This is a genomic window from Zooshikella ganghwensis DSM 15267 (genome assembly GCF_000428585.1).
Lineage (GTDB): Bacteria > Pseudomonadota > Gammaproteobacteria > Pseudomonadales > Zooshikellaceae > Zooshikella > Zooshikella ganghwensis.
Window position 1 is genome coordinate 25595 of the sequence record NZ_AUAF01000036.1, and the last position, 14765, is coordinate 40359.

A 14765-nucleotide genomic window follows, 5' to 3' on the forward strand; every position below is an offset into this window, starting at 1 on the left:
TCAGTCGTTCACCGTACACATCCGGACAAAGTGTTGATCGCTGATCTCCACCAGATCATTGGGGATATGGGGCGACAATGTATAGGGGGCTGGCCAATATTCAGGCTGGGATAGTGGCGTTACCATATGTTCGAAATCAAGTCGTGCATTGAGATCTGGTACGGGTACCGCTTCCATTAAGGCCTGGGTGTAGGGGTGTTGAGGGTTATAAAACAAGTCTTTGGTTGGGGCTATTTCGACCAGTTGACCACGGCACATTACGGCAATTCGATCGGCAATATAGTCCACCACTGCCAGGTTGTGGCTAATGAACAGGTAAGTAAGCTGTAGTTGAGCCTGTAAGTCTTTTAGTAAGTTTAGGATCTGGGCTTGTACGGAAACATCCAAGGCAGAGACAGGCTCATCCAGAATTAAAAAGTCTGGTGCTAACGCCAGTGCCCGGGCAATACTGATACGCTGACGCTGTCCTCCCGAAAAACTGTGGGGATAGCGGTTGAGTAAAGCAGGATCAAGTCCTACCAGCGTCATGAGATCTTTGACGCGATGCTCCCGGTAACTGGCATCACCCAGCTGGTGAATGCAGAACGGTTCACTGAGAATCTCGCGAATGGTCATTCGTGGGCTGAGTGCACTGTATGGATCTTGAAAGACCAGCTGCATTTTGGTGCGGAACTGTTGAAGTTGATTGCCTTGCAGCGTATCAAGGTCAGTCATTTTTCCCCGGTCATTGTATTGGATTTGGCCTGAGGTGGGAGAAATTGCCTGCATAATGAGCTTTGAAATGGTGGATTTACCGCAGCCACTTTCACCTACTAGGCCAACACATTCACCTACACCAATATCCAATGAAAAATCCATCACGGCTTTTATTTCTTGCTTAGGTCCGCGACGCAACCAGCCCTGTTTGCGAGTGATATAAATTTTGCTGAGATCTTTAATACTAAGGTGAGGACCGGCTTGTTGGGCTTCTTCTGGCCAAGGCTCAAACGCTCCTGCGACTTGCTCTACTGAGTTTTCAATTGAGCGAATGGGAATCAGGCGTTCATCGGGTTGCATGCCAAACCGGGGAATGGCCGTAAACAGTGAGCGCAGGTATTTATGTTGAGGACTCAGAAAAATATTACTGACAGGTCCTCGCTCAACCACTTGGCCATGGTACATAACCACCACTTCATCTGCCATGTTGGCCACTACCCCCAGGTCATGGGTTATTAAAAGAATGGCCATATTTAATTCTTGCTGTAACCGCTTCATTAGCTTCAGAATTTGCATTTGTACGGTGACATCTAAGGCGGTGGTTGGCTCATCCGCAATTAAGATTACTGGGTGGCAGATCAAAGCCATGGCAATCATGGCGCGTTGCCGTAACCCACCAGAAAGCTCAAAGGGGTAAAGGTCCATCGCCTGCTCAGAGTTGCGAAAACCCACCAGAGATAACATTTCCCGTGTCAGTCTAAGTCCTTCTTTATGGTTTATGTTGCGATGAAGCATTAAGGCTTCGCTGACCTGGTTACCAATGGTGTGCATCGCAGACATTGACACCATAGGCTCTTGAAAAATCATGGAAATTTTCCCGCCTCGGATAGAGCGAATCTCAGGCCCGCGGCGAGAAAGTTGGGCAATATCGATGGCTGGGGATGAAGGCTGTTCCTGTAGTAAAATGTGTCCACTGCTGATAGCACCATTGCTTGGTAAAATACCAAGAATGGCTTGGGCGGTGACTGATTTTCCTGAGCCTGACTCACCAACCAGTGCCATGGTTGAACCATGACGCAGGTTAAAGGAAATGCCTTTGACAGCATTAAACACGCCACCTGGCAGTTGAAAATCAACACAGAGGTCTTGCACAGATAACAGAAAGGTTTCTTCCTTGGTATTTTGTGCTTCATGTGCTGTTTCAGCTATTGCCTCGCTCAATCAGCTCCCCCTTTATAATGTTGTTTGTAATTCATTAAATAATGAAAAGAATTGTTATACCAAAGCATATCCCGAAAAATAAACGATTCAGAGAATAGATTAGGCGATTACTGTGGTATTTGTGAAGCTATCTAGTATTTATTCCTAGTTTTTCTTCAAATTCCGTTTTGATAAGACAACCATTAACGTAGCTATTAAATAGGTAAGATAACGTTAATATATCCTTCATTTGAGGTATATATTTTCTTACTAATAGTTGTGCCGTCAGTGGGTATAACATGATTAATTAATCATTTATAGGCTGCTTGGTTAAAGGAAAAAAATAGTGGTCACTCCAAAAACCAAATAGACGTTGTTTATCAACGATATGCTCTTCCCCAAGGGCAACCAGCTGATAAAAAACATTGCGATGAACTCGTGCCCATAAATTATCCCTTACTTCAAAATAAGGTATTTCTTCTCCATTTTGTGTTTCACGAGTTTCCCATCGTGTTGATGGTGATAAAGGGCAGCTATCACCACTTTGTGTGGTCAATTTAATATGTTGAGTAATACCGTGTAATTGATTATCCATAATCACTGCGATAAATGGTACATCTTCCACTTGAATGGTGAGTTTTTCAACGGGAGTGACTAAAACATACTCCTTTGCTTCGCGTCGTAACACTCGGGAAAAAAGTCGAACCAGTGCAGGACGTTGAATAGGACTATCTCGATAGTACCAGGTGCCATGCCAATCAATGCGTATATCACTGCTACCACAAAGAGCTGGTTGCCACTGATTTACTGGTAATGGTTTTGATTGTTTTAAGCCTTGCTGAATATTGGCGGCAATGGCTTCTGGATTTAAACGGTTAAACTTGATCATTCAAATTTGCTTCCTGTCCATGTATACCCTTTTCTGAAGCTTAATAACTTCGAGCAGGTATTGGTGCAGCTAAGCTACGCACCAGTGATACCAGAGGGGCTTCAAATAACTCATCAGGCTTATCATTAATAAAGGCCAGTCGACCACTTTTTCCCAGTACCTCAATGGTATCGACAATTTGTCCTGAGCCTAGCTCAACAATACTGACTTGCCCTCGCATTTGATCTCGTCCTACCCGACGGATGTCTTCTGTTTCTTCCCACTCAATCCAGTTACCCACTTGGTCATCTACCAAAAGGAGTTGGGTAAAGACCAAGTAGTTGGCGTGTTGACGCCGAGCTTCCTGTTGTGCTTTTACAAAACTGAGTGTTTTGTCGGCATGATCGGTGTATGGAAAATAACGCTTAAAGGCGGCTGTGGTTGCTAGTGCAAAGCGCTTAGCGTAATCAGGCTGGCGATGGTCAACAGGCGGCGACTGGTCGGCAATAACCAGTATTCTGGCATTATTCGGCAGTACCCAGTTTGATGTTCGTTGCTGCTGGTGGTTATCGATGATGCCAATATCTTTTAAGTAGCGCTGAGTTTCTGAGGCAATGTCACTGGGCATACAGCCACTGAGTAATAACATGATAAGCCCAAGTGTTGTAGCTCTACGAAAAATAACCAGCGGCATACTCTGTTGTGCTTTTTGATGCTTCATCTGCACTCCCCTTATGTCTGGGTCGTAGCGCTACTTGCTGACTACCAATATGATGCGCCACGGCAACACTTAGCCGGTACGGACAGTATTTACTGCTTCACTTGTCTTATCACAAAATGAGCAAATGCTATGCCAACGCAAATGATAATACCAAAGCAGTAGAGGGGCTCAGGTTGTAAGTGGTTTGCAAGCGGATGAAAACGTTTAGCGAAATAGTAAGCGACACCTGGTTTCAACCTGATTCGCCATAACGGGTTTCAGGTTGTACTACAGGTGTCGGTTATCATAACGTTTTTTTATTGCAGCCAACGGGCTTATTAAGTCACTGGCTCTTCGGCCTCCTGTGTTAAAGGGTTAGTTGCATCTGCAGGCTCTGGTTGTGGTGTGATATCCAGGGCCTCCTCCGTTTTTTGCACACGAGGCTTGGCTTGCCCGCGGTTACCCATACGTACACCAATATCCATCATGAAGCGGAAGAAGTCTTCTTTATCATGAATGACATTTTGCCAAAATGTGGAGTGATGTATGGCGACCATACCATGGACCAAGGCCCAGGCCGCGCAGTAGTGATAGTACGGAGGCACATCTTCTAAAGCACCATCTGCTATCCTTTGCTGAATAATTTCACTAAGCCGTGAGAAGTTAGAAGCACGGATTTTGTGTAGCTGTTGAAATAATTCAGGGTGAGGATTTCGACGGCTTAGTTTTTGTTCTAAGCGATCAAACAGATAGTACTTTTCAGGATGACGCATGCGGTATTCAAAATAGGCACGAGGCAGAGCATCTTTATCCTTGGTTACGGCATCCGATTGAATCAGGTCTGCTAACTCCTGTTCATAGTCCAACATCAGTCGTAAATAGATTTCTGCTTTGGAACGAAAATGTTTATAGATCGTTCCTTTACCGATACCAACGGCATCAGCAATCATTTCGACAGTGACGTTATCTTCGCCTTTCTCCAGGAAAAGAGTCAAAGCTGTAGTTAGAATTTCCTCTTCGCGTTGCCTAAAGTCGCGCTGTTTTCTTGATGTTATAGTCATAAGCTGCACCGTAGTTGAGCAACACCATTGTTATTATTGCTGTTTACTTATGGCATTTAATACTTACTATTGTGAGGTCGACCGGCAAGAATTATGCCGTATAAAGGTTTTTATTTGCCACATCCTTTGTGAAAATACATCAGTTTAGGCCTGTTTTCTATACCAAATGGAATAACTGATATTATTTAATTAGATTTTAGCAACCGAAGTAAAGGTAAAATTATGTCGCAATGGAGCCACGAATTTCCACTTGATGAGTCCCTTTGTTATCTCAATCATGCCGCGGTAGCCCCATGGCCCATGCGTGCTACACGGGCAGTTGAGCACTTTGCACAGGAAAACAGCCGGCTGGGTGCGACTCACTATTCTAGCTGGGTAAAAACGGAAACTCGGCTGAGAAAATTGTTAGCAGAATTAATTAACGCACCTTCTGTGCAAGATATAGCATTGCTTAAAAATACATCAGAAGCATTATCTGTGGTTGCCTATGGACTTCCTTGGCAAGCAGGTGACAATGTGGTGATCACCGATCAAGAATTTCCTTCTAACCGCATTGTGTGGGAGTCATTACAGGATCAGGGTGTTGAAGTTCGTGCTGTGGCGTTAACAGGAGAGAATCCCGAGGCAGATTTGCAAGCGGCCTGCGATGAACGAACACGAATTATGTCTGTGAGTTCTGTGCAGTATGCAACGGGCTTTAAGCTTGCTCTAGCAACATTAGGTGCATTTTGTCAGCAGCAGGATATTTTATTCTGTGTCGATGCGATACAAAGCCTGGGCGCTTTGGAGTTTGATGTTCAAGAGGCTCAGGCTGATTTTGTAATGGCGGACGGCCACAAGTGGCTGTTAGGTCCTGAGGGATTAGCGGTTTTTTATAGCTCACCTGAGGGGCGAGATCAGTTAAAAGTGCTGCAATATGGTTGGCATATGGTCGAGCATATGGGCGATTATACTCGCGATGATTGGACTATTGCTAAAGGTGCACGGCGCTTTGAGTGTGGGAGTCCAAATATGCTAGCCACTCATGCCCTTAATGCCAGTGTTGACCTGTTGCTAGAGGTGGAAATGCATCGTGTCGAAGCGCAATTGCTTCATAATATCAACTACTTGCAGCAGGCTTTGCGTGCGTTACCTGGTGTTAAGTTGATCAGTGAAACTCGAGAAGGTCGGCATGGAGGAATTGTTACCTTTGATGTGCCGGGTAAGGATACTGAAGCGATGTACGCTAAGCTTAATGAACAGGGTGTTATTTGTGCTCATCGTGGTGGGGGTATTCGTTTGTCGCCACATTTTTATACTCCGCAGAGTATATTAGACAAAGCCCTATCTTACATTGAGGGCTTGTTGTAACGCCTGACAACCTTACAGAATGTTGGCGGCTTATGGGGAAAATACAACACTGGTTAACACGGTGGTTAATGAGTAAGCGTTCAGATAAAGGGTTGCTGTTATGCGACTTTGAACGAATACGCTATGAGTTAAAGCCCTGTGATGTCATTTTAGTGGAAGGCCGCTCACGCATTGCTGAAGTGATTCGACGCATTACGCAAAGCCCTTGGTCACATGCAGCAATGTATATTGGCCGACTGCATGACATTGAAGATGCCTGTGTCAGGGAACAGGTTGCATTGAATTGTAATTGTACCCCTGACACGCAACTGATTATTGAAAGTGAGTTAGGTTTAGGAACCGTGGTTCGTCCTATAACGGTCTATGAGGACGATCATTTACGAGTGTGTCGACCACGAGGACTCAAGTATAAAGATGCCCAGCAAGTTATTGCCTATGCGGTGAATAAGCTGGGACATCATTATGATGTCAGGCAGATTGTGGATTTAGCGCGCTTTTTCTTGCCGTGGGGAATTATTCCTCGTCGCTGGCGCTCTAGCTTATTTGCTAAGGCGCCAGGTCCTACTACCAAAACGGTATGCTCAACAATGATTGCTGAGGCTTTTGGGCGGGTTCAATTTCCTATTCTGCCGTTAGTGAAAGCCAATGATGACAGTGGACGGGTACGCTTGTTTATGCGAAATCCTAAACTATGTACTCCCAGTGACTTTGATTATTCCCCTTACTTTAAAATATTGAAATACCCTTTTCTTGACTACAGCTACCACGCCAGTTATCGCCTACTGCCCTGGCATGGTGAAGTGTTGCTGGATGATGAAGAGGCAGATCACTATTTACAGGAGCAAACCGTTGTGGCCCAAGCTACGGATTCTGCTCAAAGTGATGTCTCACAAGCAAGTCCCCAGTCTACAGGTAAGCTTGTGTCATCCCAGTCTAAGGCGCCCAATAATCGAGCATCAACTAGTACCTCACATAACCCAACTAGTACTTCACGCAACAGAGTGGCGCCCTCCTCTGAAGCGCAGGTAAAGGTTGAGGCATCAAGCAGTGATGAGCCACCGCCGCAAAAGCTGACACGCCATCCAGGTGATATTTATCGCGACGAGTAGCTAAACGTTTGGAGTGTTCAACATAAGTGGCAGCTTTGTTGCGGTATTTGGACAGTCCTGATGACTGAGTGCTTAAGCCGAAGCCTGGCCGCTGCCCCGTAAGCTATAACTCATGGACAAAGGGATATACCTTGTTATGCGAAAAGAGTTTAAGAAATAGTGGAGGATTTTTCGATGTACATAATACTTAGAGTACTGATGTGATTTATTCCCCCTAACAAATCGCATCAGTCTAGGTCATTCGTGACCTTGGTACGTAGGATTGTGTACCTTTGTTTCACTCCTAATGGTCTTTTCAAACCCGACTTCTTCCCCCAGGATTCGGGTTTTTTTTTGTTTCACTACTTTATCAATCTAAGTGATTTAGTTTGAGTATAGATATAACTCGTAATAATTCTATTTTATTTCTGTAATTTATTCGGGCTGGGATGTTGCCGCTGTTGCCCAGGGTAATATAGGCACTGCAGAGATACTGTTTTTGGGTGAGCCTTCAATCAGTTTGTCACTGTAGGTCAAGTAAATAACCACATGACGTTTAGGGTCATAAAATCTCACTACCTGCATTGTTTTAAAAAGTACTGATGTACGCTTTTTAAATACTTGTTCACCATCATTTTTGCCACTTTTTATAGCAGGAGGAACTATGACTGGGCCAACTTGCCGACAGGCAATGGAGGCATCAGAGGTATCCTCTGCCAGCCCTAATGAACCTTTGATCCCTCCTCTTTTGGCTCGACTTAGGTAACAGGTAATGTTAGCAACATCGGGGTCATCGAAGGCCTCGACAACGATTTTGTCATTGGCTCCCACGAGTTTAAATACGGTGCTCACTTCACCAATGGTTTCGGCCTTACTGATGGTGGTGAGCAGCAAGCCGCTGAGGCCTAGGCCCAATATAAGTCGCCATCGAGGGGTTAGCATTGTAATTCTCCTTGACGTTTAAGTTGATCGATAAGGTGGTTAATTTTTTTTACAGCTTGCTCATTGCACTGTAACTTTTGCTCACAGTTGGGCTTCACCTGTTGTGTGTCATCCAGATGCTGGCAGGCTTGACGAACTTGTTCTAATTCAGGGTCATGTTGAATAGGTAAACCGATAAAGATATGCCACTCACTTATATCCAGCTGCTGGTCAATGGCACGCTGTAAAATACTGATGACATGTTGTTTAGTGACTTGATAGTGAGGCGTGCGTAATCGTGCCAATAAATAAAATAAGCTGCCTAGTAACAGCACACAAATCAGTAAGGTTATGAGAAATAAATAACCCATCAGGCGGTCTTTGATGATAAGTGCTTAAGCAAAATATCCCGTGCCTGATTGAGCTTGCTGGCTAGATAGCTACTCCCGCCTTTATCCGGGTGAATATTGTGCATTAGGTGACGATGCGCATTCATAATTTCAGTTCGGCTGGCAGAGACTGATACGCCAAGGATTTGTGCTGCTTCGTCAATACTCATTTCTGACTGGAAGCCTTGTTTTTGTTCTTCTTGCTGCTGATAAGCTTGCCATTCATCATGACGCATTTTTCGCAAGTAGGTTTCCAGCAGTTGGCGGCTATCCTTATCACTTTCCGGGCAGGTATTATAAAGCTCAGCAATGGCTTCTATTGATAGCTTAGACAGCAGTTGTTGTGCATAACGACCAGTCAGGACAGTGCCATCAATGGTGCCTGATGTATGGTCAAGAATCATTCGCAGTCGTTCAGTAGTTACTTCAGACTGGGATGATGATACTCCTGGCTGTTGGCGCCGTTTAAGCCAGTCAACCACTTGCTTCATTTGTTGCCATGAGCCTAACAGTGCGCCAAGCCTGCGAGCAAAGGGAAGTAAAGCTGCCAAGATGGCAAACAGTCCATGAATTCGGCCGGTGATGACAAGTCCTAGAAGGATAGTCACCGCTAAGGCTATAAGCCCTTTCTTAAACCATTGCTGCTTAAGGTGGGGTGGTAAACGACGGTATTTCCACCCGATCCACAGTAATGCTAACAGCCCTAAAATCAGCAAAATTCGCACAGCAAAGTCCTTGATTGATATGTTTTTTCAATAGGCTGGTTAACACTAGTATGTTTTGTAATAGTAATTCAATACCTAACGTAGCTGGCGCTCTAATAATGCTATTGTTTCAGGGTGCTTGGCACGTAATTTGGCTAAAGCATCAATACCACCGACAGCATAAACGGCAACGGCTGTCAGGAGGGCCTGTAGCTGGCTAGCACTGTTTTGGTCAAACTGGCAGTGAGCACCATCTGATAGCTTAGCTAAGTGGGCAAAACCTTGACGGGCATGGGCGTCACACCCTTCTTGAAAAATAAAGAGTGGCACATTTTTGAGCTTGAGCTGGCCAGCAAGTTCGGCCAATGCATCAACAGGTTCTTCCAGGCAGTCACCCACCAAGACAATGGCGTGCAATGTCCCCTGCTGCGCTAACTTCAGTCCATGCTTTAGGACTCTTTCAATTTGGGTTTGCCCCCCTAAACACTGAACTTTCAGCATCTCTGCTAATAACGCCTGAGTATTGGTAAACCAGCTAGAAGTATGAAAAGCATGATAGCCATGGTAATAGCACAGCTGAATGGCCAGCTTGCCAAGCTCAGCGGTTTCTAAAAACATTTGTCCTTGTAGTTGGCAGGCTATGTCCCAGGTAGGCTGTCGGCTGGCGGTTGCATCAATAGCGAACAGTAACCGGCCTTGTGTTGAGGCATTACTGTGAGCTGGCAGTTGTTCAGCTTGCGCTATAAAGTCTGCAACTGAGGTGGTCTTAGTTTGGCTGGGCAGTTTTTTGTTATCTGTCATGACTGTCTTTTATAAGTTTCCCTGTCTATAGGTGATCTTTGTTAAGTTTAGCGAATCCACTCACTACGGACTACACATCACTTACAGACAGGGATATCAGTTGCTGTAACTAACAAATAACTACATTGACGGCTAAGCCACCCAAAGCGGTTTCCTTGTATTTGCTTTGCATGTCTTTACCGGTTTCATACATGGTTTTTATGACATCATCCAGTGACACACGGTGTGTACCATCGCCACGAATGGCTAAGCGAGCGGCATTAATGGCTTTGATAGCACCCATGGTATTGCGCTCAATACAAGGGATTTGCACCAGCCCACCGATTGGGTCACAGGTCATGCCCAGGCTATGCTCCATGCCAATTTCCGCGGCATTTTCAACTTGTCTGACCGTGCCACCCAGTACTGCAGCTAAAGCGCCAGCAGCCATTGAGCTGGCGACACCAATTTCACCCTGACACCCTACTTCGGCAGCAGAAATAGAGGCATTTTGTTTGTAGAGAATGCCGATAGCCGCAGCTGTTAATAGAAAATCGTACATCCCCTTAAGGTCGGCACCATGGACAAACCGCATATAGTAAGCCAGAACCGCAGGAATAACCCCTGCAGCACCATTAGTAGGGGCTGTAACCACTCGACCACCGGCGGCATTTTCCTCATTAACGGCCAAGGCAAACAGGCTTACCCAATCCATTAGTGTGAGTGGGTCTCGGAGGCCAGCCTCTGGCTTAATCAGCAAGTTTTGGTAGATATCTGCAGCACGCCGAGGAACGCCTAAACCGCCTGGTAATACACCTTTGGTTCGACAGCCTCGCTCGATACACTCAGTCATCACCGTCCAGATATCTTGCAGGCGCTCTTCTACTAAGCGTTCACTTTCATGGAGCGCAATTTCGTTCGCCATCATTAATTCAGCAATGGTTAAGTTATTCGCCTCACATTGCTTGAGTAACTCTTGAGCAGAGTTAAAAGGATATGGAATTGTTTGACTGTCAACCTCTGAATGCTCTGCACTGAGTTCATTTTCACTGAGTACAAAGCCACCGCCTACCGAAAAGTAAGTTCCCTGTTTTAGGGTGTCACCTGCAGCAGAGATCGCTATGAGTGTCATACCATTGGGATGAGCAGATAAAAACTCGTCATGATGAAATTGCAGATGCTGTTGTGGGTTGAAGGCAATTAAGTGAGTGCCACCCAATAGCAGCTTATGTTGTTGATGTATTTCTTCTACTTGCTGGGCCGCCAGTTGTGGGTCAACCCGTTCAGGTCGGTGGCCTATTAAGCCCATTAATACAGCTGTATCTGTCGCATGTCCTTTGCCTGTCAGCGCTAATGAACCATATAGGTGAGCCTTTATGGTATGCACTTGATAAAGGTCTTCACCCAATGACGCTAGAAAACGGTTTACAGCAACCATTGGCCCCACGGTGTGTGAACTTGAAGGACCCACACCTATTTTAAACAGGTCAAATACACTTAATGCCATAGTCGATATCGTCTTAATGTTAGTGTTCTTACTACAATGTTGGCAGGAAAAACGCTCGTTTTACAACTGCTGAATAAACACAATATGCAAAGTTGGTGTTGGAGTTAAAGAGTAAAAGAACAGAAAGTGCAGTAATTAACTGCACTTTCATGGAGGTATGAAGGATTATTGTTCAGTGGCAATGGCTTTTAAGGTGGCAACTAATAAGTCCCAAAAACGCTGAACACTATGAATATTCACTTTTTCATCGGGAGAGTGGGGATAACGAATGGTTGGTCCAAATGAAATCATGTCCCAATGTGGGTAAGCTGCTGCCAGTAATCCACACTCCAGACCAGCATGAATGACTTTGATTTCAGGTTTCACCTCAAATAAACGCTGATGAACGCCAATCATGGTTTGCAAAACAGAAGACTGCATGTTTGGCTGCCAGCCCGGATAGGCCCCCTCAAAGCGGATGGTGGCGTTGGCCAGACGGAAGGTGTTAGCAACAGCATTGGCGAGCGCCTGCCCTGCACTATCAATCAAGCTTCGAGCTAGACTGGCTACATGGATTCGGCCGTCTTCAACAGTGATAACACCCAGGTTGGTTGAGCTTTCAACAATACCTTGTACAGTGTCACTCATACGCATAACGCCATGTGGACAGGCACTAAGGGTATGGCTCAATGTCTTTTGACTTGCTGCAGGCATCAGCTGTGCTAAGGGTGCTATTTCCGATAATGTAAGCTGTAAGTCTGGCTCTGCGTGCTGTAATTCATTGTTTAATATAGCTTGCTGGTCAGCCTGCCACGTTTTTAGCTGCATAACGGCAGCATTTGGGCAGGCTAATTTAATAAAGGCTTCTCTTGGAATGGCGTTACGTAATGAACCACCTTGAATGTGACTGACACGAATAGGCAGTTCCGCTTGATCAGCCTCGCATAGTAAGCGTGCCATCAGCTTATTAGCGTTAGCTCGACCAAGATGGATATCGACCCCTGAGTGACCGCCTTTAAGACCGGTTATGGCTAGTTCAAAGCTTTGATAATCAGCCGGGACTGGCTCAGGGCTATATGTCCAATCTGCACAGATATCAACACCACCAGCACAACCCAGATACAGCTCACCTTCATCTTCAGAATCGAGATTCAATAAGATGCTGCCTTGCAGCTGTCCAGGCTGGAGACCCATGGCACCGGTCATACCGCTTTCTTCATCAATAGTGAACAGTGCTTCAATAGGTCCATGTTGTAAGTGCGTTGACTCTAACACGGCGAGAATGGCAGAAACGCCAATACCGTTATCTGCACCTAGTGTTGTGTTTTCTGCTGTTACCCAGTCCCCTTCTATATAGGCATTGATTGGGTCTTTAGTGAAATCATGTTGGGTTGTACTGTTTTTTTGGGGCACCATGTCCAGGTGGGCCTGTAATACAACACCTGGTGCATGCTCTAAGCCTGATGTTGCTGGTTTGCGGATAATCAGGTTGCCGACGTGATCTTGTGTTACAGATAACCCCAGATCGGTTGCCCAGTGCTGAATATGTTCAGCCAGCTGCGCCTCATAACCTGAAGGATGAGGAATGGAGCAAATCTTAGCAAAGTGTTGCCAGAGGGATGATGGTTGAAGTTCTGTTAAATGTGGTGCATTCATATACTGCCTTTCAACAAGTTCTTAGCTAATGACTAGCTACTCAATAAATTGCTTTTATGTATCCAATGGCGGTGAACATATGAAGCAAAAACAAGGGGATGTGGTTCTGGATCCCGAAATGATACGACATGCGAAGTACAACATCCTAGCCATGGAGAGAAGTATTTTATACGAATACGCTGGTTAAAAGGAGTATTTCTTAGGTATTCAACTGAAACCGCAAGAGGCTGGTTTTCCTTAAGTGCTGGGCCAGCTGTTGCTTGTGCTGTTATGGGGGTTGTTACGATAGGAGATAGAAGTACGCCACAGCTAGCGATGTGGGTTAGAAATTGACGACGTAGCATAGTCACTCCTGTTAATCACAATAAAACTAAACACCTTACTTTGGCTATCCCTGGTTAAAGGGATATACTTCCCGATGCTATGCAATAGCGTGTGAATGTTGTTGATAGTTTATACTGCTTTATACATTTAGATAATTCTGAATTACGCAAAGCTTAAGTTCTGGGTTTTTATGTCGATGACGTCGAGAAATATAATGCGTTTGGATTATTGAACGCTTTGTGTCATAGCCAAGGGAAGTAAAACAATTGTTAGTATGAGTTTGAGGCGATTTATTCGTACCGTGTGTTATGTTTTATTGGTGTCGTCAGGTCTCCTGCAGGCGGCTCATGCGCCGTTTACAGTGACCGTTGCAACACCTAAATATGTGGCGAGAACATTTTTACTCTGGCATCAGAAAACACCTTGTCAGCAGGTAAAGCAGTATTCGTCGCCCTATGCCAGTCGTGGTACAGTCGAACTGGTTATTATATGCCGAGCGCTTTATGAAGCTGGACTCAACTTCAGTTTGGACTTGTTAGAAGCACCTAATTACTCTCGTGCCTTGTTAGATGTGAAATCAGGGCGTGCGATCATTTCAGCAGAAACGGTATGGGATCAGGAAATTACTGAAGAATTTCATGTGTCTAAATTGATTATTCCATCAAATAAATTTGTAAAAGGCGTTTATGTTCGTTCCGGCGATAACCGTCTCAATAATGTACGAAACATAGATGATTTACGAAAGTTTCGCGGTGTTATGGTAAAGAATTGGATAATTGACTGGTACACAATGGAAAACATGAACTTAACGATGTTTCCCGTTAATTCCATTGAATCACTTTACTATATGATTGAGACAGAACGCGCAGATTATACGTTGCTTGAATTTAATCAAGCGGCACATCAAGCTCGGCGTGTTAAACATATACAATTACAAATTGTACCTGGGATAAAAATTAGGCTGGAAGGTGAACGTTTTTTTGTAGTGAGCAAAAAGGCAAAATATCACGATTTGGTTTTTTCTTTCCTGCAGCAAGGTTTAGATGTTTTACAAAAAAATGGAGAAATACACAGGGCTTATCAAGAGTCTGGTTTTTTTAACCCGGTGATGAAAGATTGGATTTTGTTAAACCCATAATGTTGTTTTTGGATACGTTTCCCTTCCTTTGTTAATTACGAACAATTTTTATATAAAGTTGCCTTGATGCGGTGCATTGGTTATAGACAACACTTTCAGTGCGTTGTACTTCCTTATTGATTTCGCGTTATATCAACTCGACTTTGGCCATCAAGCAGCCATCGCGAGTTGATTAATTAAAGTGTCAGCGTCATTGGGTGTTAATTTAATAAAGTCATCACTTATACTTGAGTTTGAAAAATATTCTTCAGCCCAAATTGTTCGCCTAATAAATGCGATGACATCGGAAAATGTTGCTTGATCTTTTTTGTCATACCAACTGGTTAATGCCGGTTGTAAAAGAGTGGATTGTCTCATTTCTTTGGCGATAACACAGGCTAAGGAATACAACCCCATTAATACAG

At 44.6% G+C, this 14765-nt stretch carries 15 protein-coding genes; 3 read left to right on the top strand and 12 right to left on the bottom strand.

Features of this window, described 5'->3' with window-relative positions:
* The 4 genes from F607_RS0110345 to F607_RS29085 all read right to left on the bottom strand — a co-directional run bounded on the left by F607_RS0110345 (window position 1) and on the right by F607_RS29085 (window position 4525).
* Window positions 1-1917, bottom strand: coding sequence for an ABC transporter ATP-binding protein (locus tag F607_RS0110345; protein WP_230400389.1), 1917 nt, complete (start codon window positions 1915-1917; stop codon window positions 1-3).
* A gap of 286 nt (window positions 1918-2203) precedes the next feature.
* Complete coding sequence (locus F607_RS0110350; RefSeq protein WP_027708042.1) at window positions 2204-2785, bottom strand: DUF1285 domain-containing protein; 582 nt, start codon at window positions 2783-2785, stop codon at window positions 2204-2206.
* 40 nt (window positions 2786-2825) lie between these two features.
* Window positions 2826-3485 carry a DUF4823 domain-containing protein gene (locus F607_RS0110355; RefSeq protein ID WP_027708043.1) on the bottom strand — a complete coding sequence of 220 codons (660 nt, stop codon included), beginning with the start codon at window positions 3483-3485 and terminating at the stop codon, window positions 2826-2828.
* A gap of 317 nt (window positions 3486-3802) precedes the next feature.
* The gene (locus tag F607_RS29085; protein WP_051311281.1) at window positions 3803-4525 is read right to left on the bottom strand and encodes a TetR/AcrR family transcriptional regulator; all 723 of its coding nucleotides are present in this window, start codon (window positions 4523-4525) and stop codon (window positions 3803-3805) included.
* Window positions 4526-4747: 222 nt separating this feature from the next.
* Between F607_RS29085 and F607_RS0110365 the strand changes: the two genes are divergently transcribed.
* Together F607_RS0110365 and F607_RS29090 are read left to right on the top strand one after the other, a co-directional pair.
* Entirely contained in the window at window positions 4748-5875 is a 1128-nt protein-coding gene (locus F607_RS0110365; RefSeq protein WP_027708044.1) for an aminotransferase class V-fold PLP-dependent enzyme, read from the top strand.
* A gap of 68 nt (window positions 5876-5943) precedes the next feature.
* Window positions 5944-6984 (top strand): C40 family peptidase, encoded by a 1041-nt coding sequence (locus F607_RS29090; RefSeq protein ID WP_230400390.1) that lies wholly within the window; start codon window positions 5944-5946, stop codon window positions 6982-6984.
* Between the two features lie 414 nt (window positions 6985-7398).
* On the opposite strand, the gene creA is transcribed toward F607_RS29090, so the two are convergent.
* The 7 genes from creA to F607_RS34030 all read right to left on the bottom strand — a co-directional run bounded on the left by creA (window position 7399) and on the right by F607_RS34030 (window position 13243).
* On the bottom strand, window positions 7399-7905 hold the full coding sequence (creA, locus tag F607_RS0110375) for a protein CreA (RefSeq protein WP_051311277.1): 507 nt from the start codon (window positions 7903-7905) through the stop codon (window positions 7399-7401).
* Complete coding sequence (locus F607_RS0110380; protein ID WP_027708046.1) at window positions 7899-8255, bottom strand: hypothetical protein; 357 nt, start codon at window positions 8253-8255, stop codon at window positions 7899-7901. The genes creA and F607_RS0110380 overlap by 7 nt, the downstream gene beginning before the upstream one ends.
* Window positions 8255-8998, bottom strand: a complete 744-nt coding sequence (locus F607_RS0110385; RefSeq protein WP_038290935.1) for a J domain-containing protein — start codon at window positions 8996-8998, stop codon at window positions 8255-8257. The genes F607_RS0110380 and F607_RS0110385 overlap by 1 nt, the downstream gene beginning before the upstream one ends.
* Window positions 8999-9073: 75 nt before the next feature.
* A complete protein-coding gene (locus F607_RS0110390; RefSeq protein WP_027708048.1) occupies window positions 9074-9778 on the bottom strand; it encodes a hypothetical protein in 705 nt (234 codons plus the stop codon).
* Between the two features lie 109 nt (window positions 9779-9887).
* The gene (locus tag F607_RS0110395; RefSeq protein WP_027708049.1) at window positions 9888-11264 is read right to left on the bottom strand and encodes an L-serine ammonia-lyase; all 1377 of its coding nucleotides are present in this window, start codon (window positions 11262-11264) and stop codon (window positions 9888-9890) included.
* A gap of 165 nt (window positions 11265-11429) precedes the next feature.
* On the bottom strand, window positions 11430-12899 hold the full coding sequence (locus F607_RS0110400; protein ID WP_027708050.1) for an aminoacyl-histidine dipeptidase: 1470 nt from the start codon (window positions 12897-12899) through the stop codon (window positions 11430-11432).
* A 32-nt stretch (window positions 12900-12931) separates the two neighbouring features.
* Window positions 12932-13243: a hypothetical protein gene (locus tag F607_RS34030; RefSeq protein WP_157365421.1), complete on the bottom strand. Its 312-nt coding sequence runs from the start codon at window positions 13241-13243 to the stop codon at window positions 12932-12934.
* A 254-nt stretch (window positions 13244-13497) separates the two neighbouring features.
* On the opposite strand from F607_RS34030, the gene F607_RS0110410 reads away from it, so the two are divergent.
* Entirely contained in the window at window positions 13498-14361 is an 864-nt protein-coding gene (locus F607_RS0110410) for a type 2 periplasmic-binding domain-containing protein (protein ID WP_027708051.1), read from the top strand.
* A 150-nt stretch (window positions 14362-14511) separates the two neighbouring features.
* On the opposite strand, the gene F607_RS34605 is transcribed toward F607_RS0110410, so the two are convergent.
* A partial coding sequence (locus F607_RS34605) for a hypothetical protein (protein ID WP_027708052.1) occupies window positions 14512-14765 on the bottom strand: 254 nt, incomplete at its 5' end.

Excerpts from the sequence above, each read along its gene's own strand:
- F607_RS0110365 (WP_027708044.1), top strand. The coding sequence starts at position 4,748 with ATGTCGCAATGGAGCCACGAATTTCCACTTGATGAGTCCCTTTGTTAT.
- creA (WP_051311277.1), bottom strand. The coding sequence starts at position 7,905 with ATGCTAACCCCTCGATGGCGACTTATATTGGGCCTAGGCCTCAGCGGC.
- F607_RS0110380 (WP_027708046.1), bottom strand. The coding sequence starts at position 8,255 with ATGGGTTATTTATTTCTCATAACCTTACTGATTTGTGTGCTGTTACTA.
- F607_RS0110410 (WP_027708051.1), top strand. The coding sequence starts at position 13,498 with ATGAGTTTGAGGCGATTTATTCGTACCGTGTGTTATGTTTTATTGGTG.
- F607_RS34030 (WP_157365421.1), bottom strand. The coding sequence starts at position 13,243 with ATGCTACGTCGTCAATTTCTAACCCACATCGCTAGCTGTGGCGTACTT.
- F607_RS29085 (WP_051311281.1), bottom strand. The coding sequence starts at position 4,525 with ATGACTATAACATCAAGAAAACAGCGCGACTTTAGGCAACGCGAAGAG.
- F607_RS29090 (WP_230400390.1), top strand. The coding sequence starts at position 5,944 with ATGAGTAAGCGTTCAGATAAAGGGTTGCTGTTATGCGACTTTGAACGA.
- F607_RS0110400 (WP_027708050.1), bottom strand. The coding sequence starts at position 12,899 with ATGAATGCACCACATTTAACAGAACTTCAACCATCATCCCTCTGGCAA.
- F607_RS0110395 (WP_027708049.1), bottom strand. The coding sequence starts at position 11,264 with ATGGCATTAAGTGTATTTGACCTGTTTAAAATAGGTGTGGGTCCTTCA.
- F607_RS0110350 (WP_027708042.1), bottom strand. The coding sequence starts at position 2,785 with ATGATCAAGTTTAACCGTTTAAATCCAGAAGCCATTGCCGCCAATATT.
- F607_RS0110390 (WP_027708048.1), bottom strand. The coding sequence starts at position 9,778 with ATGACAGATAACAAAAAACTGCCCAGCCAAACTAAGACCACCTCAGTT.
- F607_RS0110355 (WP_027708043.1), bottom strand. The coding sequence starts at position 3,485 with ATGAAGCATCAAAAAGCACAACAGAGTATGCCGCTGGTTATTTTTCGT.